The sequence below is a fragment of the Aquimarina sp. MMG016 genome, from assembly GCF_018100805.1.
GTDB lineage: Bacteria > Bacteroidota > Bacteroidia > Flavobacteriales > Flavobacteriaceae > Aquimarina.
On record NZ_JAGJEA010000007.1, the window covers coordinates 204280 to 229146 of the forward strand.

Annotated in this window: 4 protein-coding genes; all 4 read left to right on the forward strand. The window is 35.6% G+C overall.

The annotated features are described in order from the left end of the window. Positions 1-89 precede the first annotated feature (89 nt). The gene (locus J8M14_RS23085) at positions 90-6398 is read left to right on the forward strand and encodes a thrombospondin type 3 repeat-containing protein (protein ID WP_247672660.1); all 6309 of its coding nucleotides are present in this window, start codon (positions 90-92) and stop codon (positions 6396-6398) included. Positions 6399-6511: 113 nt separating this feature from the next. After that, positions 6512-13657, forward strand: coding sequence for an immunoglobulin domain-containing protein (locus tag J8M14_RS15155; protein ID WP_211075647.1), 7146 nt, complete (start codon positions 6512-6514; stop codon positions 13655-13657). A gap of 99 nt (positions 13658-13756) precedes the next feature. Then, positions 13757-14464 carry a hypothetical protein gene (locus J8M14_RS15160; protein WP_211075648.1) on the forward strand — a complete coding sequence of 236 codons (708 nt, stop codon included), beginning with the start codon at positions 13757-13759 and terminating at the stop codon, positions 14462-14464. A 22-nt stretch (positions 14465-14486) separates the two neighbouring features. After that, positions 14487-24867, forward strand: a 10381-nt coding sequence (locus tag J8M14_RS15165; RefSeq protein ID WP_211075649.1) for an RHS repeat protein, incomplete at its 3' end; no start/stop codon positions are given.

The window sequence follows — 24867 nt, forward strand, 5'->3', positions numbered from 1 at the left end:
CATATATCAAGAAAGATCTCAATTGCTGTATAGTAAATCATTAAGATGCTAAGTCCAAAAATTCCAAACAAATATAACACCGTAGCGATATGATCAATACGATTCGAAAAAGCAGGGTCACAAAAATTATTGCAAGTTATTTGGCAATACAGATGATTGTGCAGATGACACAACCTATGCAATTATGGGCATTAACGAGTGGTCCAAGTCAACCTGAGTTTAATGCTTTTACCCCTATAGGAACATCAGATATGGTGAACTTATCTTCTGGTAATTTTAATTACAATATTCCAATTATGGATGTAGGAGGATATCCATTGAATCTTGCATATGATTCTAGTGTTACTATGGACCAAGAAGCTTCATGGGTAGGGTTAGGCTGGAACCTTAATGTAGGTCAGATTAATAGGCAGGTGCGAGGTATACCTGATGATTTTAAGGGAGACGAAATCATATATGAGAATAACATGAAGGATAATGTTACCGTAGGTGTATATGCAGGATTAGATCCCCAGATATTTGGAGTAGAAACCTCTGATGAAGTAAATATATCTGTGGGTGTTAATCTAAAATATAATAATTACAGCGGAATTTCATTTTCTCCATCATATGGGTTGTCATTTGAATTGTCCGATAATGTAACCGTAGGAATGAATGTAGAAACCTCTGCTACAGATGGTGCAACAATATCCCCTAATGTAAGCTTAAAAGCTGGTATCGGTAGTTATGCAGATCAGGCAATCACAGGTGCTTTAAACGCTGGAGTATCGTATAATTCCAATAAAGGATTATCCGATTTTAGTTTATCAGGTGGAGTATCCATGAAAAAAAGAGACTTTGAAAGGGTGAATGATGGGGAATTTACTGGTTATACAAGCAGTGAAAGTAAGGCAGGTCCGATGTCTTTGGCATCAGGTAGCGGTAGATTATCATTTATCAATAATACATTAACACCTAGAAAACGTACAGCATTTAGAGATATTAATGGTACTGTATCAGTATCTATTGGAGCCGATGTGTGGGGACTAGATGGAGAGCTAGAAGTTTCTGCCACAGGGGCAGTACAACAAATAAAAGATAAGATAAAACCTGAAAAGGCCTATGGATATGAATTTACTGGATTTGCAACACCTAATGATGTCTTAGATTATAATAGAGAGAAGGATCAAGCAATTAGTAAAACAACACTAGTATTACCTACAGCAAGTTATTCGTATGATACGTATACGGTTCAGGGTCAAGGGACCGGAGGTATGTTTAGGCCATTTCGTAGTCAGGTTGGACAAATAAATGACGAATTTGTACTGGATGAAAGTGCTAGTTTCAAACTTGGAGTAGAGATAGAACCGGGATCAGGATTTCATACTGGGGTGAACTTTACCGATGCCCCATCAAAAAGTTATACAGGTATATGGGATACCAGAGCATTACAACATTTTAAACAAACTCGAGAAGATAAAAGAGAAGATAATGAAAAGCTGGATTATGAACCAGTCTATTTCAAATATGTTGGAGAGCCTAGAGTAGATCAGGATCAAAAATTATTTGATGACCTAGGTGGATATTCTCCTATAGCACTAAAAATAGGAGGCAGCAAAAAGAGCTTTGATAAATATGCGAGTAATCAGTTTAGGGTAAAAAAATACAAACCTAATGGTAGCCCGGATTATCAAGATCTTCCTTCATTTAGTAAAAAGTTCAAAAGATCAAATAGGGATGTAAGAAATCAGAATGTTCAAAAAATAAGCGCAGAAGAATTAAAGCATTTTTACAAAGAAAGCTATTCAAAGACCAGGATCAATACCAACGCGAAACCACATCATACTGCAGAGGTAAGAGTACAGAATGCTGATGGATCTACTTATGTTTTTGGAGAGACAGCGTACAATACATTAAAAAGAGAGGTGACTTTTACTACAGATAGTAGAAACTATAACTGTGCTACGGGTGTCGTTACCTATAACGGTAATGAAGATAGTGTGAACAATAAAAGTGGTATTGATAACTTTTTTAATGCCACAAACACACCACCTTACGCTCATACTTACTTATTATCTTCTGTATTTTCTTCTGATTATGAAGATGTAGAAGGAGACGGACCTACAGATGATGATTTAGGAGCGTATACAAAATTCAGCTATAAAACTTTTAACGATTATAAATGGAGAGTGCCGTATGCAGCTAATACAGCTTCATACAATGCAGGATTAAATACGGATCCATCAGATCAAAAAGGGAGTTATATCTATGGAGAGAAAGAACTGAAATATATAGACAAGATCGAGACTAAAACTCATATTGCGATTTTTGATTTATCAAAGCGTAAAGATGGAAAAGGAGTTAACAGTAAAAATGGTGGTGGATCAGCTTCAGGACCTTCGATGTATAAGATTGATAAAATTCGATTGTACTCTAAACCAGAATATAAAAAGTATGAAACGGTATTAGAAGATAATAATCCTAATAATGACCCTAGTCCTAGTGTGGTTTCTCCTATAAAAGTCGCACACTTTGTATATGACTATTCTCAGTGTAAGGGTGTTGATAATAACCTAGGAGGAAACCTAAACACCAACGAATTAAGAAATGAAGGTGGTAAGCTTACCCTAAAAGAAGTGTATTTTACCTATCGTAATTCTAAAATGGGTAAGTATACGCCTTACCAGTTTGATTATGATGGATTTAATCCTGATTATAACCTAAAATCTTATGATGTTTGGGGGAATTATAAGCCTAATATCGATGGAGGATGTAATACCCAAGACCCTATTACCGCTCCTGAGTTTCCTTTTGTGCAACAACTAGATCGTGAATTGCAGGATCAGTATGCTTCTGCCTGGGCGTTGACTTCAATTAACTTACCATCAGGAGGTAAGATCGACTTGACTTATGAAAGTGATGACTATCAATATGTTCAGGATCGAGATACTATGCAAATGTTTAAAGTGGTTGGTGCAGGAACAAGTAATCAAACCACTACTCCGGAGGCCAATCAGAAGTTATATAAGTATAGTGGAGACAATGATGCTCGGTATTTATATGTTAAACTTCCTGATGAGACTAATATTCTTTCTTCTTCTGCATTTAAGGCCAAATACTTAAAAGGTGAAGCAAACAAACCTATCTACTTCAGATTTTTAATGAATATGACCAAGGCGGGTGCGTTATCAACCGGGAACAACAATTTTGATTACGTGACTGGATATTTTGAAAAAGAAGGAGATGTAAATGTTTTTAGTGCGAATAGCTCAATATATGCAGCTATTCCTATGAAGTTTACAGATATGGAAGGTGGTTTTAGTGGCAATAAGTCCGTAAACCCTATTTCTAAGGCAGGATGGTACTTTGGGCGCAAATATCTTAATGGTTGGGTCTATGGTATAAACATGGATATGCGTAATGAGAGTGTAGAATCTATTGCTAAAAAAGTGGTAAGTAGTTTTGCAGCCATAAAAGATATTTTCTCAGGACCTAATGGAAAACTTCGTAGTAATGAATATCTATGTGCACAACGTTTTGTGCCAGAGAAATCATGGATTAGGTTATCAACTCCTAAAAATTATAAGCTGGGAGGAGGAACCAGAGTTAAAAAACTAGTAATGAAGGATCAGTGGAATAAAATGGTAGACCCTTCAATTTCAGAGAATAATCAACGATATGCTAAAGAATATGGTCAAACGTATGACTATACGTTAGAAGATGGCTCAACTAGTGGTGTAGCAACCTATGAGCCTAATATGAGTAAGGAAAACCCATTTGTAGAACCTTTCTATAATGATGGAGAAAGACTGGTAGCTCCTAGAGAAGTGAGCTATGTAGAAAAACCATTCGGAGAGTCATTCTTCCCTGGAGCGACAGTAACCTATAGTCGAATTACGGTAAGTAATCTAGCTAGAGAAGGCATTACTAAACATGCTACAGGTAAAGTAGTCACAGAGTACTTTACCTCTAAAGATTATCCTACCAAAGTAGATTATACAGATATCGATAGTCCGGATAATTTTGCAACGAATCAAAATCAATTCTTGGCTAATTTACTAAAAGGACTGGTTGGAGCGCCGGTAAGAACCAAAAATGAATATGCATTATCACAGGGGTTCGTAGTACATACCAATGATATGAATGGTAAAATGCGTATGCAAAAAGTATTTGCCGAAGGACAGGATAAGCCTTTGTCATCTGTAGAATATAAATACAGTACACAAGAAAACAATGTTGCAAAATTAAACAATACGTTGCCGGTTATCTTCAAAGATGGCAAGATAGAAGACAGGCAAGTGGGTGTAGATTATGACGTGGTAACAGATTTTAGGGAGAGTTATTCTAGATCACAAACCAAAGGATATAAAGGAAACCTTGTTGTATTAATAATAGGGGTATTCCCGCTTCCGATACCGCTAATAGTACCATCTTCAACCACCTTGGAAAATGTAGCACATACTACTATTACTACAAAAGTTGTTCATACGACCGCAGTAATGAATGAGAAAGTGGCTATGGATTTGGGATCTAAAGTATCAACCATTAATGAAGCTTGGGATGCAGAGACAGGTCAGGTACTATTAACACGTACTATCAATGAATTTGATGATGAGTATTATAATTTCAACTTCCCGGCATATTGGGGATATGATAATATGTCGCAAGCATCTAGAAATATTGGAATCACAGGCGTTTTAAAACGATCAGGTCAATATTTCACGATTAGTAATGCGAAGAAATATTTTACGTTTGGAGATGAAATTATGGCGAGATATAAAGATGGGATCAGTAGCGAATTTATGCGTCTATGGGTAGTAGGATTCAATACTTCAGGTAATGGAGTCTTACTGATGAATAAAAATGGAAGCATAATTAATAAGGGACAGGGACCAAGTATACCAGGTGATATTAACTTTAAGATTGTCCGCTCTGGATATAGAAATCAGCAGGTAGCGAATATGGGAGCCATTACCATGATGAAAAGCCCAATTCCAGATAAGGATGCAGCTGGAAATTATTTAGGAAAAATTGATACAGGCACTTTTACATTACAACCAAATACAACTGTAACTAATAACCAGCGAATTGTCAATGCCAGTGCAGTAGAATATGATGACTTCTGGAATTGTCAGTGTGAAAGTCAACTTCCTTTTGCACCACAAGAATTAGGAGGAGCAGATTTAAGAGATATTATCCAGTCAGATTATCCTTTTGAAGACCCATTTAATCCATATTTATATAATGCCAAAGGAGAGTGGAGAGCAAAACGTTCATACGCATACCTTACAGAGCGAGATCAGGTAAACGAAGGAGTGGTTTCTCAAGTGGACACTAGAAGAGAAGGTTACTTTAAAGAGTTTACCCCATATTACGCTTTATTAAATGGAAAATGGCAAAAATCTACTAATGCAGATGATGCCTGGACCTTTGCTAGTGAAGTAACACAATATAGTCCTTTTGGAGCCGAATTAGAGAATAAAGATGCTTTAAACAGATATTCAGCTGCACAGTACGGATATAATTATACGCTTCCAACTGCTGTAAGTTCTAATAGTAGGTATAGAGATATGGCAATGGATGGTTTTGAAGATTATTCATATGCTCGTGTGGATGAAGCACATTTTAATTTCAAAAAATCTACAGATAGTGATGGAGTTGAGGGGATAAAAATTTCTGACACCTACGCGCATAGCGGGAGAAACAGTGTTTTAATTCCTGCTAATGACGAAGCTCAATTCGAGCGTAACCTAATTGGAGAATTACCTGAAGACACAGACTTTGATAATGATGGAGAAATAGATGATGAAGACAATTGTCCATATACACCTAATAATCAATATGATTATGATGGTGATGGTATAGGAGATGCTTGTGATGATGATCCTGTACCACAAATCTTAAGAGCAGAAGGGCTTTTAGGAATATATAGAGTTGACCATAGAAATAATGGAATCAATGACAGTAATGGAATATTTGAATACTGTAATGGTAGGAGAGCACGCTTCGTAATTCACGGAAATCCAAATGAAAAAATAGCCTATAGAGTAGGGGTTCCGCATTATGAGGATCGAGGATTTGGAGGTTTTGTAAATGGAAACCTTGTAGTAGGAACAGGGCTGCCTAGAGAATATGAATCTACAGAAGAGACGCATATAACATTAGATATTACGGGGAAAGCTACAGTATATTTTGATCTGGGGCTTCGTAATAGAAGAAGTGGAAAGAGGGATAACTTAGCTGTAATCAGTTTTGAGATTATTAATAGAAAAAATGGTACAAAACTGTATAACAGCAACGTAAATATGTATCAATTGGTTGCCTTAGGGTGGCAATCTAAATATAAAGATTGTCATGGTGGTAATAGTAATCAATGGAGTCCTGGTGCATCATCATTTAGAGGTTGGACTATTCAATAATATTATTGATTAACCAATAAAATCAATTGACAAGAAAGCATACAAAATTAGATAAATAATTTATGAAAAATCTAACACACATAACATCGAGGTTTATAATACAGGGCTTATTGATGCTGATATTCATATGTAGTAGTGTATCTGCTGTTGCGCAAGTGCCTCCTGCAGAGCGACAAGCATTAATTGATCTGTATAATGCTACGGATGGGGATAACTGGACTAATACTGTAGCAGGTAACCAACCTTGGTTAATTAATGACCCTAGCTCTCCAGTTAGTGATTGGTTTGGAGTTACTGTGGTTGATGGTAAAATTGTCGAACTGACTTTACAGGATAATATGCTTTCAGGAGTTATTCCAGCTAGTATAGGTAATCTATTAAATTTAGAAACACTTTGGTTGCATAAAAATAATTTACAAGGTAATATACCTTCAGAACTTGGTGATTTAGTTTCTCTTAAAAAATTATTGTTGAATCAGAATGGTTTAACAGGGGAATTACCTGTTTCTCTTGCACAATTATCAAGTTTAGATACTATTTGGTTAACTAGTAATAATTTGTCTGGAAATATTCCTGATTGGTTAGGAAACCTTATATCTCTTAAACAACTTCTATTGTCAAATAACCAATTTGATGGAACTATTCCATCTTCATTGGGACAATTAACTTTATTAGAAACCTTATGGTTAAGTTATAATCAACTAACAGGTGACATTCCTTTAGAAATAAAGCAGTTAGCCAATTTAACACAGTTTTATTTAAATAATAATCAACTTTCTGGCACAATTCCTGCTGAAATCGCTGAATTGCAAAACCTTAATTTTTTACGTTTCCAGAGTAATAATTTTGTTTTCTCTGATTTCGAATTAGAACATAATACGTTTCTAAATAATATGACAGGTTTTTATGAATACTCTCCCCAGGCCAAAGTAGATCAAACAGAAACTCGTGCAGTAATAGAAGGTTTTGGAATTACATTAACCAGTACAGCCTTAACCAGCCCTAATAATACCTACCAATGGTATAAAGATGGGGTGGCTATTTCTGGGGCAACCAGTAAAGAGTATATCATTACTAATGCAACTAATGCCGTAGCTGGAGTATATCACTTTACAGCGACTAATAGTATTGTTACAGACCTTGCTATAGAACGCAATCCTATTACTATAACGGTAGTTCCCGATACCTGCGGTGTTTCTGATGTACAGAGAGATGCATTATTAGATCTTTATAATGCCTCAAATGGCGATAGCTGGACTAATACCTTGGCAAATAATCAGCCTTGGGATATTAATATCCCGGTATGTGATTGGTATGGTGTAACTGTGGTGGATGGCCGTGTAACCGTTTTAAACCTCGATAACAATGCTCTAGAGGGTACATTACCCGATTCTATGATCAATTTAGAATATCTAACTAGTTTAGATTTAGGTAACAATAGCCTTTCAGGAGTAATCACACCATCTATAGGGGCATTACTAGAACTAACTTCGGTATCATTAGATAATAATAATTTTATAGGTAATATCCCACCAACATTAGGAAGTTTATCAAATTTGGTGACTTTAGAATTAGGAAACAATAATTTAATAGGTAGTATCCCTATTGCAATTTGTAACCTCAGAAACTTACAAGTATTAGATTTATCATTCAACCAATTATCAGAAGTTCTAGTTAGCCAACTAGGATTGTTAACTCAGTTAAGGCGTTTAGATCTTAGCCACAATGAGTTTGAAGGAACAGTACACTCCAGAATTGCGAGTCTTAGTAACCTGGAGTATCTGGCTATTAATGATAACCAATTATCAGGTGCAATTCCGATTACGCTTTTTGAAACCTCAAAACTCGAAGAGTTTTACTTCCAGAATAATCAATTCATATTCTCAAATTTCGAAAGTAAACATCCTGATTATGTTAATTACCTTAATGTAGGTTATACATATCTTCCACAGAATAAGACAGATAATGTTGAGATTAAGAATGTAAGTGTTGGTAACAGTATTACTTTATCAACAGTAATGTCAAGTAATAGTAATAACTATCAATGGTTCAAAAATGATCAACCTATTACGGAAGCAACGGATAGAGAGTTTGTTATAGAAGCAGCTTCTTTAAATGATGCCGGTACGTATTACGTAAGTGTAACTAATACTGTGGTTACTGGGTTGACCTTAGAGCGTAACCCAATTACAGTAGAAGTTAAAACGACTTGTAATGTTTCAGATGGTGAGCGACAAGCATTAATCGACATTTACAATGCTACTAATGGAGCTAACTGGACGAATACTAGTATTGGAGATCAGGTTTGGTTGATTAATGATCCTCAATCTTCAATCTGTGATTGGCACGGTGTTATTGTTGAAAATGACACAGTCGTAGGATTAAATTTGTTTAATAACAATCTTATGGGTACGCTACCAGATGTATTCGCTAATCTTCCATCCTTAACTACTATTCAGGTTAATAATAATGCTATAAGAGGTACTTTACCTTCTTCAATAACTGGATTAGCAAGTTTAACAACATTAAATATAGACCATAACAACTATCTTTTTGCAGACTTAGAAAATGATTTTAATACGTACCAAACTCAATTAGGAGTTAATTTTATCTATAGCCCGCAAGCTGAGGTAGAAGCTCCAGATACCAAAGTGATTGCTGTTGGGTCTTCGGTAACACTAGAAACCAATGTTTTTACAAGTCTTAATAATACATATCAATGGTTTAAGGATGGAGTATTAATTAATGGGGCTACCTCATTGATATATACTATACCTACAACCACAATAACAGACGCTGGAGAATATTATTTAGAAGCGAGTAATACCAATGTCTCAGGACTCACAATTAAGCGGAATAGTATTAAAGTAGAAATTACAGCTGTAGATGATACATGTAGAGTGTCAGAAGCAGAGAAACAAGCTTTGATAGACCTATATAATAGTACTAATGGAGCTAATTGGACAAATAATGCCAATTGGTTAACCGACGCACCTGTTTGCGATTGGTATGGAGTTACTGTGGATAATGGAAAAGTAGCTAATTTAAGTTTCTCTAGAAATAATTTATCAGGTGTTTTACCAGAGTCTATCGGAGACCTGAAACATCTAAGCCTAATTAATTTTAACAGCAATGCGATTGAAGGGACGCTTCCTAATCGAATGTCAGAGCTTAAAAACTTGGTTGTATTACATTTAGGCGGTAACCAATTAAGTGGAAGTTTTCCGGAAGTAGTATTCAATTTGAATAAGCTCTCAGATTTACGCCTTAATTTCAACAATTTTACAGGTGAACTGCCTCGAAATTGGGAACAACTACCTAATATAAGATTCCTTTATCTTCAATATAATAATTTCACAGGAAATATTCCTTCCGAACTTTCTGAGCTAAAGAGATTAGGGTCTATGTATTTGTCAGATAATCAGTTTACAGGTAGTATCCCTTCAGAATTAGGACTGTTAAATGACCTAAAAGTGTTAACACTTAATAAAAATAATCTGTCAGGTCCTATCCCTGTAGAACTAGGGAATTTGACAGGACTAATCATCCTTAGGTTAAGTGATAATCAATTAACGGGGAGTATTCCAGATGAATTTAAAAAACTAACTTCATTAGAAACGTTGGATATTAAAGCAAATGAACTTTCTGGAACTATTCCTTCTGAAATAGCAAGCTTTAATAACTTTAAGTATTTCTTTTTAGAAAGAAACAACTTTATTTTTTCTGATTTTGAATCCATGTTTTATGATCTTCAAGCTAAACTAGGGACAAATTTCGGATACAGTCCACAGGCTCAGATTGATCAGGTTGAAAATCGTGATGTAGTTTCAGGACAATCGGTAACATTAACTACAAGTTTGATAAGCCAAAACAATAAATACCAATGGTATAAAGATGGAAACTCTATTCCAGGGGCTACTAATAAAGAGTACATTATTGATACTGCAAGCGAAGCTGATGCTGGAATTTATACGGTAAGAGTTACCAATGAAATCGTTACCGGATTGACATTAGAGCGTAACCCAATAACATTGTCGATTATAAATATTGCAAATTGCGAAGTTTCTGATGAAGAACGTTTAGCCTTAATTGACTTCTATTTGTCGACAGGGGGAGCAAGCTGGACCAATACAGTTGCGAATAATCAGGCGTGGACGATCGATGATCCTAATTCCTCAGTATGTAATTGGTACGGTGTTACGGTAAGTGAGGATGCTAAAGTAATTGGAATCCAATTGCCAAATAATAATATTAGAGGGGAATTACCTATCGCTTTAGAAAAATTAAAAGCCTTAAAAAACTTGGATTTGTCTAAGAACAGTATGGTAGGAGCTATCCCTGGATGGATAGGTTACCTGACTAATTTAGAGGTAGTTAATCTGAGAGAAAATGTGTTAACCGGAGCTATTCCATCTGAAATAGGAGATTTAAGCAAGCTTAAAATTCTTGACCTGGGAATAAACCGTTTATGTTGTAAGATACCTGAATCAATAGGTAACCTCATAAGTATGGAGTACTTTGATGTGAGTGTTAATAAACTAGAAGGAGAACTACCAGAAGGTTTATGGACCATATCCCCATTACGAGAGGTCAGGTTACAAGACAATACATTACGAGGTAGAATTTCTGAAGCAATTTCCAATCTTCAAAATTTACAGGTATTGTGGTTGTCTGAAAATAGTTTTTCAGGAGAATTCCCACAGAGTATTGCAGAGATCTTTAGCCTATATAGTATTCGATTAAATAATAACTCTTTTAGAGGAGATTTAGCGAAATTAATTCAGAATTTAAATTTACCACAAACTGATATTCAGATTCATAATAATGCTTTTGTGTTTAGTGATTTTGAACCAGAACATCCTTTATATAGAGATAACTTGACTACTTATGTGTACTCACCACAGGCACGTGTAGACAGGACCGAATATATTAATGTAGAGCTAGGAGGAACAGCCACGTTATTTACGGAAGCATTAACCAGTCCTAATAATACCTATCGTTGGTACAGAGAAGATGGAACATTAGTAAAGGAGACTACTTTACGAGAGATTACTGTAAATAACATTACTGAAGCAGATTTAGGAGGGTACTATTTCTTGGCGACCAATAGTACTATTGAGGAATTAACTTTAGAACGTAATAGAATATACTTACAACTTCCAGATACAAATCCTGATAACCCTGGTACAAGTACACAATCCTTTTGTTTATCTCAGGGAGCGCCTATGGTTTCTGATTTGATTTCGCCAATACCTGGAGTGACTAATGTTACCTGGTATACTACAGAAACTGGAGGTTTACCTTTATTATCATCAGCTTTTTTAATAGAAGAATCATTAACCTATTGGGCAGAATCTAATGTTAACGAGCCAAGAGTTCCACTAAGGGTAAATATAAGTCCCGGAGCACCCGGATTACCAGAAGAGGATTATCAGCAGTTTACAATTGTGCAGTCTGCTACAGTAGGAGACTTGCAGATTACTGGAGATACAATTACTTGGTACAATAGCCCTGGTGGTGGTGTACAATATAACCTGACTGATAGCTTAGTAGATGGAGGAATATACTATGCTCAGCAGGGTAATAATGCTTGTCGATTTGCAGTAACGGTAGAAATAGGAGTGTTTGATCCTTCAGGAGATGAATGGCAGTCTTTCTGTTCTTCTTCATACCCTAAGATATCTGATATTGAAGTTGAAAAAACACATATAGAAAATACAATTATTTGGTATAAAAACCCTACCGGGACTGATCAATATACCATTGAAGAGCCTTTAGAAGATAATAAAACCTATTATGTAGCTCAACGTGATAACTTAGGAAACGAAAGTAGAAGGAAAGCTATTAAAATAAATATATATAATGTTCCTCCCCCTACTGTCACAGAATTGCAACAGACATTTTATTCAAGTGATCCCGTCTATATATCAGATTTAAGAGCTATAGGAAATAATGTTCAATGGTTTGATGATCCTTATGAAGGAACAGCATATGGGTCAAATGAAGTTTTAGTACATGGACAAACCTATTATGCAGCTCAGTCAGATACAAATTGTGATGCAGCTGATAATATCTGTTGTACGAGTACAGACAGAATCGAAGTTACGGTATCTATTTTAGAAGAAGAACCTCCTTCATTGGTTGGTTGTGAATTGTTTAGACCTCAACCAGGAGCACGATATGTCATCAATGGATGGGTAAGAGAAGATGGGGTACTGGCTGTAAATCCTGTAACACAGTATTTTAATAATAGCGAGGCTAGCAGTTTATTCGTAGAATTATTAAATCACTTAAAAGACAAATTAATATCAGATGACCCTGATGAGAGGAATCTGCCTATGGAATATTTACCAGAAGCAGAAAGTAGAAAATATGATGTATTAGTTCCTTTTATTAACAAACTGTCTGAAGGAAGTAAAAACTTTACAGTATATGATTTTAAACCTGTAAAGGAAAGACAATACGGACAAGGACCGGAAAGAACAATTGGTTTTTCATTTAGGTTAGATCCAAGTACAAATGCACCAATATTTAAATATATTACTCCTAATGTAAGGTATAGAACACAAAGAGGAAGATTAATATCATTAAGTTATCACTATCCATTATTAAATCAGCCCTCTTTAGAGTTAATATTCACGGATATTACTATCAATAATTCAAGTTTCCGTTTAGAATCTTCATTTAGTATCGAAGGAGGAGCATATACATACCAACCAAATGGGGGTATAGTCGATAGACCTAGTAGCTCAATTTTATTACCCTCTTATGACAAGTTTGACTATATACCTGACCCAGATTATGAGGTAATGGATTATGCGAATTCACTATTGAAGTTGACCTACAGAAATAGTGAAGGGAATGACATTCCAATGGCAGTTGAGGATATCGAATTCCGTCCGATGGGAGCTATTATTGATGGATGGCAACAGGTTTCGGTAGATTTTAGAATTCCTTTTGAAGCCGTGAATATGGTGATATCATTAGAAAGTAGATTAACCAATGGAGCAGCGTCTAACCTTAACGTATATTTTGATGATATCAGAATGCATCCATTCGATGGTAATATGAAAACATTTGTGTACGATCCTGTTACTCAACGATTACAAGCCGAATTAGACGAAAACAACTATGCAACTTACTATGAATATGATCAGGAAGGTGGATTGATTAGAGTCAAAAAAGAAACAGAAAGAGGAATTTATACCATACAAGAAACTAGATCAGGAAATTCTAAATTAAATAATTCAGGACGATAATGAGATCTAGACGATCAAAACAATCATTAAATACACACTGAAATGATTGTTTTGATGGTCAAAGATTCCATAGGGCTATGAAAATAATAAAATAAACAGATGAAAAAGTTATACATCATAACATTACTATTCATATTTGGAGCAGCTTCACAAGGTTTTTGCCAAATTGATACCAAAGAGGTACTGAATAAAGTAATGAAATTTTATAAGAACACTCCTTCTTATCAGATAGAGGCGACCTATAAAATGCTTCGTGGATTAACAGGAAATAATAGTACTGAAACCTATACCGGAGTAATGACTAAACAAGGTGATTATAATCGTTTTAGTGTATTGAATTCTGAAGTTATTCAGTCTTCAAAGTTTCGATTGACTTTGGATCATGATAGTAAAACTATGGTATATGCAAATCAGGACAACCCAGGGATTAATAGTTCACCTTTAGATATAAGTAAATTCCTTGACTTTTTTGAAGCTTCCAAAGTGTCGGAAGAAGGTGGAGTACTGGTATGCGAATTGATAAGTAGCAAACGCAATCAGCAAATGCCTTATGGTAAAATAGCATTATACATTGATAAGGCCACTTCTCAAGTAAAAAAACAGGTTTTCTATTTTTCTACGCTGATACCCTTTAAGGAGGGTAATACTACTAAAATGGATTACGGTCGATTGGTTGTAGAATTAAAACATAAAAAGGCAATTAGCAATACATTCAATATGCAAGATTATGTTCATTTCTCCAATAATAACAAGGTAGAAGTAACAGAAAAATTTCAACAATATAAACTGATTAATCAGGTCAATTAAAAAGTATACACATTCAAATCATATGAGCAATTCAATCAATAAACTCACGGTATTCATTGTTACGTTTGTGATATCCTTTATGGGGTATAGTCAAACCGAAGTAGAATATAATGCTTCTCAGATAAGTGGTGCGATAAGTTCATCAAGTACATTAGAATATATCGACCCTAATTTAGGAACTCAAGGAAGTATAATTGATTCTAATACCTATTTATCTCTAAAGGTACTCACTGATCAACCGCCTACAAATTGGTATAAATACTCTCTTAAACTTGAAGTAATACCTATGTATGTATCCGGAACTTTTAATACTGAGGATGCTTATGAGACAACATTGTCTGTAGAACATAATATGCTGCAAGGGGCAGGTAATGGTGGAGTAGATATAAATACTCATGTATTAAAGAATATTTCAGGTGCAAGAGTTCGTATTCTGGAAGGTACATATGAAGATGTAGGTGCGACTACTTCAGAAACTAATGGATACACTCCTGAAAATGTAATTTTTACTTTAGGTTATGACGATGAAAAGTATACTGAACTTTCCCTTATCGAACCATCAATTTCAAACGGAACAGCAGTAAATAATGAATTACCAATCAATTGGTCTGAGGTTTCAGGGGCAGTAAGTTATCAACTAGAGTGGACATGGCTCGATAATTATGGAAACAGTTTTGATACATCACAAGTTCCCAATGGTATTCTTTTTAACGATAAAGATTTTAAACTAAATAGTACGCGCGTAGAAACTAAAGGAACTAGTTATAATATTCCACTAATTTATGCTAAAGGATATATTATATATCGTGTAAGAGCAGTAGGCCGTTTCTTAGCTGATAATAGTAATAAGTATAGGTATGGAAAATGGAGTAGTGGATCAACCGCAAAACGTTCGGTTGCAGACTGGCCTCATAAATATTTGATTGATCAAGATCATGAAAATACAAAAAACTGGCAATTCCAAGCCAGCTATGCAGAAGATGGTAAGAAAAAAGAAGTGGTAAGTTACTTTGATGGAACCTTACGCAATCGTCAAACTGTGACTAAAATCAATTCAGACGATAATATTATCGTAGGAGAAGTGATATATGATGCACAAGGCCGTCCTGCAGTTGAGGTACTTCCGGTGCCAACTAATAGCGAGAGTATAGGATATTACCCGGATTTTAATCAAAATGCTTCAGGTGAGATATTTAGCTACCAGGATTTTGATTTGAATACTCAAAATATTCTTGACCAGACTACTAGTGCTAAAATAATGAGTACAGTTAATGGAGCTAGTAAATATTACTCTGTTAATAATGATATCAATGACGAATTTAAAGGACGAGTACCTGATGCTGAAGGCCATCCATTTTCTCAGATTGAATACATGCCTGATAATACAGGACGTATTAGAAGAAAAAGTGGAGTAGGGATTACACACCAGTTAGGAAGCGGTCAGGAAATGGAATACTATTATGGTACTCCAGAGCAAAAAGAATTAAATCGATTGTTTGGGTATAGTGTTGGTAATTTTGCGCACTATAAAAAGAATTTGGTAATTGACCCCAACGGTCAGGCTAGTGTAAGTTATATCGACCCTCAGGGAAGAACTATCGCTACGGCATTATCAGGATATACGCCAGTAAATTTAGATGGATTACCAGATGAAGATGATAATAGCGGATTGCACGCAGAACTTAATGTTGACCTTTTAGGAAAACTTTCCAGGGATGCTGTGGACACGAATTTTGATAATAATATACGTACAGCAACTCAGAATTATGGAGCTCAGCTTGATGCCTTAGAATATGCAGGGACTAAAATATCTCCTTTTGATGAAGGTCGTACCTTCAATTATTCCTTACAAAACTCAAGAGTATTTACTTATGATTGTGATGATCAAAACAATACTGTACAGTATCCGTTAATTTATGATTTATCAATCAATGTATTAGACGGAGATGCTAATTCTTTACTAACATCATCTATTGATCAAACGATCAATATGGATACGGCAGGGGGATCATTTGTGTTACCAGAATTTAATGTTAATGTATCCAGAGGTAGTTATAATATTACAAAAAGCCTGGTCATCAATAGTGCGGCATTAGAATCATATGCAGCAGACTATATCAGACGATTACAAGACCCTACAGATGTTTGTTATATTAGCCCGGATGAGGTTTCAGATTTACCACCGTTAAGTTTTGAAGGGTGTTTTGTAACCTGTGAGCAGTGTGTACAAGCTTTAGAATTAGATTACCCTCCATCAGGAGCGGATACCAGCAGAGATGTATATGCAAAAATACAGGTAGAAAACTATGATGTGGCGTCAAAATTACCATACCTCACTCCAGAAGAAATTATCATTGAAGAGGCTCGTTTGGAAGATTTTTTCAAGTTACAATGGGATGGCTTAGTAAAAGCGTGTAATGCGCCTTGTGTTGATGGTACTGTAGATGTGATCGTAGATGATAATATAAGCGATGATGATATTATTGATAATTCTATTGGATGTAATATTGCTAAAGATGCCTTATTGAATGATATGAAACCGTTAGGGCAATATGGAAACAAAGATATCACCTTTGTTAATGGGCAGGCAGTAGAAGAAGGAGAAACGTTGTTAAGTATTTTTAATGATGCTAATCAATTGTTTAGTGCTAAAGCATCTAATGACTTATATAACAGTTGGAGAAACCCAAGACATCCGGATTATGACCCGTTACCATCTAGTACTAATGAGTTGTATACGCAAGGACATTATTATAATGATGATGGTACTATTGCATATATTAAAGTGAGTCAGATTGTGACTACCGAGACTAATGATGATGGCGAAGAAGAAACAATATATACCTATAACCCACCATTAAAGGATGGTACAGAAGTTATTGAAATCATCGATGAACCTGGATATGTATATGTAGAGCCACAATATTTAGCTAACCCTACTGATTTTGTGTCTGATGATATTTGGCAAGTACAATGGTCAGAATCCTTGGTAGTATATCACCCGGAATACTGTTATTTGGTATATGCTAAAGCTGCTTGTATACCTACAAGATCAGTATCGTTAGCAGGAAATGTCACCATGAACTCTGATGGTTTTGATGCCTATCTAAGTTCTATACAAACCTATCAGGATGCAGTAAGCAAAGGTTTCTTAGGAAGTTTTACAACACTAGCGGATCAAGATCCGTACTTCAATACCAGTATTTCTGTTGAAAAAAGCGGTGCTCAAAATGCAAGAAAAGCATTAGTAACTGAGGCACTGAATGACAAGTATAGCGGTGGCGATCAAAACCTGATGGAATTTACATATTCTACTATAGCGTGTAATAGTATTAGTAGTTGTACTACTAATTTTGCTAACGCTGCGGGCATTACATCTGCAGTCAATAGCCTTAATGATGTTATAAAAGAAGATCAGTTCTGGAATACCTACAAAGCTAATTATCTTACGATGAAGCAAACCGTGCAATCACTATTTGCTAATATTTATGCAGAAGGAGAAGGTTGCTATAATGGGTGTATTGGTCCGGATGAAGCACCAACGACTTTATTAACCGTAATTTCAGATTATAGCGGAACGATAAGAAATCAGATCAATAATCTGATTACCAATGCAAATGATATTTGTAATGACCCTAACAAAAATGCGTATGCAACCAAAGAGAAACGTTTTAAGCCATCTGATGTATTATTTAATTCGGGGGATAGTAACCAGGATATTTATGAGGATATCAGGGAGCAGACCAACTATGAGTATTACCTTGAAACCGGTATCTGTCCGTTAGGTAGGGATTTAGAATTGTACCTGGAATATTATTTTAAGGATTATTCTAGCGGAATAGTTGCTTCTAGGACATATGATGGAACGTATTTAAGCCCATCACTCTTCGAAGATATGGGAGGAGAACATCCTACAGATATTGATATTACGGTACAAAGTGCTATTAGTGATAATACCCTGCAGGTACAATTTGCTCAAAATGGAACCGTACTTAAGGAAAATGCTTTAACCATTACATTACCTTCTGGATCAGGATATACCTGGAGTGGTTATAAAGAAAATACATGGGTAATTACTAAGGCCAAAAATATTTACCCTAGCTATAATCCATTAGCAGAAGTATTCAGTTATCAGATATTAGTAGAAGTAAGAACAAGTAGTACTGCAGAAACTTATGAAGAAATTATCCTAACAGGTACTACTTCTGCAAGAATTTCAGACTGTAGTATTACCGAAGCTAATGGTATCGGAGAATATATACCAAATGATGGTACTATAGGTGATCAGGAATGTAATAGGCAAAAAAGATTTGAAGCTGCAATGACATTATTGATGAACAGATTGCAGAAAGATAATCGTATTAATGCTAGCGTAGTGCTTAATAATTTACCAGAGTATAGAGATAGCTATTTGGCAACGTTCTTTGGACCGGGCGAAGCCACTTGGTTTCAGGAAGAAGCAGGTTCTGGAGTCTACTATATTGCCTTTAGAGATAATAATGGAGGTTCAGGTAATAAGTTTGCCATGTATTTGGAGGAGAATCTAAATCCATCAAGAATTTCCAACATTACCGGGTTTAATGTGAATTACACTTATAATCAGGAAGGGTTAATCACTTCTCAGAATGTGAGAGTATCTTATTTTGATGATGATTTAGGGTTTAAAACGATCCCGGGATTATTATCAGAAAACTGTGATTATTCAGGTTCAGGAACCGGAGGAGATGGTGGCGGAGGCCCTATTCTTACAGCAACTGCTGCTTTTGCTAAGAGCAGCAATTTATCAGGGCCATCCTTATCCACTTGTCGTATTATCAATTTCTTATGTTGTGGTGATATCAATGACCTAGTAGGAGCAGAAGATCCCGTGGAGTGTGTAAAAGTAGATAGTTGTATAGGAAAAGAAGCTGATGAAAAACGTTTCGAGGAACTACTTCTAGAAATTATGAAGTATTCGTTTAGTAATGTAAATAATTTCTTTGGGGAGATCGATGTGACCAATCAGCCTTCTGTACAAGCATTACTTAATGAATTTAATATCAAAGATCGTCTTCAAGCAGAAATTAACAGTAAAGGTACAAACCCATTTACTGTAGAAACAGATCAGGTAATAGCCAGAGTGAGTGATCAAGATTTTTTAGATTTTAGACTGATTTTTGGTAAACCTAGAACTTCTAATGATTATTGGGAAGGAACGAATGTAATATTCTTTGGTAATACGGGTGGAAGTAATGAGGTTGTTAATGGAAATAGTGAAGGTTTTTATGGGATACCTAATGCTTCTTGTTTGGATAGATTAAATAATGGTCAATATGTAATTAATACATCAGGTGGATCAAGTACGTTTAGATCTGGAACAGGAAGTATTGGTACGTTTAGAATTCAAACTAGAGAAAATGGTGTAACTAACAGTTTTACAAGTGATTGTGAGTTTTTTGACAATCCTGAAGTTATAGCCTGTCCAAATCAACCAGATACTGAAAAATTGTTAGAGAGTTTGGTATTGGATTTGTATAATGAAGCCTTTTCCTATTCAAAATTAAATCCTGATCAGGCAAGGTTTGAAGTTCAAAACTTTAACTCTTTTCAAAATCTAGTTGCTGGTGCTTTTCCTTTCAAGCAAAGAGCGGAAAATGCATATCACAACTATTTTAAAGACTGGGGATCTTATCAAGGTAGCCCTAGAGAATTAGATCTTGGATTTGCCGAATATGAATCATTAGTTACATCTCAGTACGGTACATATTTTATAAATCTTGGAACAAAAGTACCTACTGGATCTAGCTTCTTACTTTCTCCATATAGATTAAGTTTAGGACTTAGAGATACTCCTTTAGATCTTAGTGATATTGATAAGTTAGTATCCTTAGATTTTTATGAAGTCATAACTAATCCAACTAGTAGTAGTTTTAAGGCTAGTTTAAGTTATTTGAATACTTCAGGACAAACAGTAAAAATTCCGGAGATCTTTTTTAGTATAAATGGATTAGCACCAGGGGCAAGTAATTCTTATTATTCTTTTGGGAATTGTGATTTTCTTGAAGAACCTGATGTAACTCTACCACCAAGTGTAATAGCGTGTAGAGATAATGTTCAAGAAGAAGAATTATATGAATCCTTAATTCTAAATGCTTTCAATTCAGTGTTTAGAGATAGGCAGCAAGATGATCCTGCTAGGAATTATAGGGTATTGGCTAATGCAGAAATGGAAGCCTTAAAGAATGGTGATGATTTGAGAAGAAGATTGAATAGGAAGTTTTCAGGTTCTTTTTATGTAAAAGAATTCCAAACATCTGTATATCGTTTTCAAAAAATAAGTGGAGTCGACTATTTAAATATAGGGTATTTTAATGGGGCAACCGATTTAACAACTTTCTCCGGTGTAGAGAGAGAAGTAAATCAAGCTTTTTTAGATGTTATTCCTATTTTTAATGGACTTAGGTTTAAATTACCAGATATTGACGCAATACAGGAAATTCTAAAAGTAGATTTTCAAGCATTAAGTAATTTTACTATTACTTATAGAAACACTTCAAATCAAATTGTTACTGAGAATCACAATATAGCGTACACCCCTGTAAGGTATAAAGCAAGCTCAGATCAAAGGAGTTCTGGAATAGGAGGAGTGTTTAATTGTCAGTTTTTAGCACCTATTGATCAAGCTGATCAGGAGCCAACACTTTGTGATAGTTCCTCAGGAGATGACAAATCAAGATTTGAAGAGAGTTTAAGAATATCTCTAAACCAACTGTTAAACAATGCGTACCCTCAAAGTCCCTATCAATTTGTGGATGATGAGCAAATTAATACTGCTTTTTCATCTGTAAATTATGAATCTAGACTTCAAAATTTAATTGATAATGGTCGATTTGGTCAATCATATATTGAAAATTTCACAGTTAATACAACATACAAGTACTATAGACATTTTGATTATATCTATGACTATAATTTACTTAATCTCAATTTTACTGGTGAATTGGATCAAAATGGTTTACCCTTTAACAATACAAGTGCTCCATTTACTTATATGTCCTTCTACTTCCGAAACCATATACCAAAAGAGATTTTGGAATTGGAAATAAAAAAAGGACAGATTCTTAAATTAGTATACCGAAATGAACAAAATCAAGTAATTACCAGCGAGAACAATTATTTTGATATCTTGGCTACAGATCCTTCGCAAAATGTTTATAATGAGGATAAACTATTAGTCAATGGAAACTTATGTAAATATTTACTTAGTTCTTCTAGTACATCCAGATCCAGATTAGTTTCTAAAAGGGAAGTATCCCTTTTAAATGATCTTGACACTAATGTTCGTATAATTCGTGGCGATAGTGAAGTAGTTGATATTCATAATACTGTTAATAAATCAAGTGCATCTATCGCGGCAAAATCCGAACAATCCTTCAACTGCGACCAGCAAGTCTGTATCCCGGAGCCGATAGCGCCTAAAAGTTGTACCATAGAGTATACTGCGTTTACAACTTTGATGGGTGGGATTGCGAATACAGAGACAGGGGATATTCCAACTGAAGAAGATTTTTGTAAGAGCTCTTTGCAATATTTGGTCTCGGATTATGATGAATATATCAGAAAGTTCCAGATTACCTCTACTTTGGATCTTAATTATATGACCATTATGCGTTTTGGAGCCACAGAGCTGAATTATGGATATTCAGATATGGTGAGCGTGATCAATGCATATTATACACATGTGAGTAACAGCCCGGAGGGAGAAGCAAAGACCTGGGCACTGTTTACTAGTGATTATCTCAATAATAACCCGGGGATCTGCCCTCCAAGACCATTCCCGGTGGACTTTGGAGATATTACGGTACCTGTTCCAGATCAGACTAATTGTGAGCAGTTTACCGCTAGCGTACGAGAAGCCTATACTCGTGATACTTATGAGAGCTTCTTAGCTATCAAACGTGAGGAGTTTGTAAAAGCGTATATCGATAATGCCATGGATAATGCGGTGGAGACCTTTGATATGAAGTATTTTGATAAAGAATATCAATATACGTTATACTACTATGATCAGTCTGGTAACCTGGTACAGACGGTTCCACCTGAAGGAGTAGATCGTTTTAGCGATGCAGAATTAGAAGGTACAGGACCAGGCGGTAGAGGATCTTTGAATTATGAAATCAACTTGCATAGAGCGAATAATATCATTGGTGAGAATATCAATTTATTACCTGGTCATAGTTTAAAAACAGAGTATCGATACAACTCCCTTAACCAGCTTGTTTGGCAGAAAACTCCGGATGGTGGTATTACACGCTTTGCTTATGATGATCTAGGTAGGATCATTGCCTCGCAAAACGCCAAACAGCTAAACAATAACCGATTTAGCTATACAACCTATGACGGATTAGGTCGAATTGTAGAAGCAGGAGAGATGATTCCTGATGTGGGTATTACCATTAATGATACCAAAGGAAAGTTAGTATATACTTCTAATAACACAGAAGTACCGGCTAGAGTAGAGGATAACTTCCCTACTAATGTAGCGGCTAATAGAGTAGAGGTAACCCGTACCCGTTATAACGACTTGCTTTCTGATCCGTTGGCAATCTTTAAAACAGTATCAAGTACTAAGCGTTACAAAGCCAATACCCGTAACCGTGTATCAGCCATTTTTTACTATGATCAATATAGCGGTAGTACGAATGGAACAAGAGAACGACAGTATAACAATGCTATTTATTACGCCTATGATATCCACGGAAACGTAAAAGAATTATCACAACACAATAAACAGCTATCACAATCCAATACTGATTTTAATTCCGGGATGAAGCGTGTTCATTACGAATATGATTTAATCAGTGGTAATGTCAATAAAGTAACATATCAAGACGGAGCACAAGATCAGTTTATCCATTGGTATCAATATGATGCAGACAATAGAATTGTTAGTGTCAACACCTCTACAGATGGTATGATCTGGGAACAGGATGCTAGCTATAAGTATTTTGCCCATGGACCATTGGCCAGAACTGAACTGGGAGATAAGAAAGTACAGGGTATGGATTATGCCTATACCTTACAAGGGTGGTTAAAAGGTGTAAATTCTGAGAATTTAACCGCTACAACTGATATGGGAGGTGATGGAGCGATAGGTTCTTCAACTGCTAAGGATGCCATGGGATATTCTTTGAAGTATTATGAGGGAGATTACAAACCTGTAGGAACAGCTACCAATACTGCTTTTGGATATAGTGCCAATGCACCAACAGTAGGTAGAAATCTGTATAACGGTAATATCAAGCAGATGGTTACCAGCTTACTTGATAACGATGAGTCCATGCTTGGTGCTCAATTGAATCAGTACGAGTATGATCAATTGAACCGTATCAAAAAGATGCAAGGTAACAATATGAGTGGAGGAGTTCCTACACCTAGTTATAACGCTAGTTATACCTTTGATAATAACGGTAACCTGGAAACCTTAAAACGATCGGCGGTCAATAATGCTGGTGCTGTAGTAGCGATGGATGATTTTACCTATAACTATAATGAGGATGCAGAAGGTAATAAGATATCGAATAGACTGAGATCGGTATATGATGACCCAAGTTTGAATGGTAATTTTGATACGGATATTGATAGTGGGCAATCTTTGGATAATTATACTTATGATGAGATAGGTCAATTAACCAAGGATGAAGCCGAGGGGATTACCGATATCCAATGGCGTGTAGATGGGAAGGTAAAAAGTGTGAGTAAAAATGATGGTACTACGATTAGCTTTAGCTACGATGGATTAGGAAACCGAGTATCAAAAACCGTGACCCCTGAGAATAAAACTACTGTATACACTCGGGATGCACAAGGTAATGTACTAGCAGTATATGATACGTTTACTGATGGAGTGGTTAATCCAGAAACAAATCCATTTGATCTAGCCATTACCGGAGAAACAATTACAGGTACTCAAGAGACTAAAGCTGTTTCTAACATTACAGTAGGTGATATTAATGACCCTGTAGTAGTAGAAAATGGAAGTGTTGTTTCCTTTACCGCAGGGGATGAAATCACGCTTGGTCCTGAAACCCATCTAAAAGCTGGAACAGATGCAGTAGTAGAGATTGGAGAGGTATCAGGATATAATCAAAACCCGGAAGGTGTGTTCGTAACTGAGCACCATATCTATGGTAGTAGCCGTTTAGGGCTTGAAGAGAAGAATATCAGGATTGCTGATGGTAATGCTAATACAGATACTTTTGCTAACCAGGTGGGAGATAAACGTTATGAGCTAAGCAATCACTTAGGTAATGTACTGAGTGTAGTAACCGATCGTAAGTTGTTATCTACTGATAATAGTGGTACTTTTACACCAGACGTTCTTGCATTTAATGATTACTATCCATTCGGGATGCTACTTAATG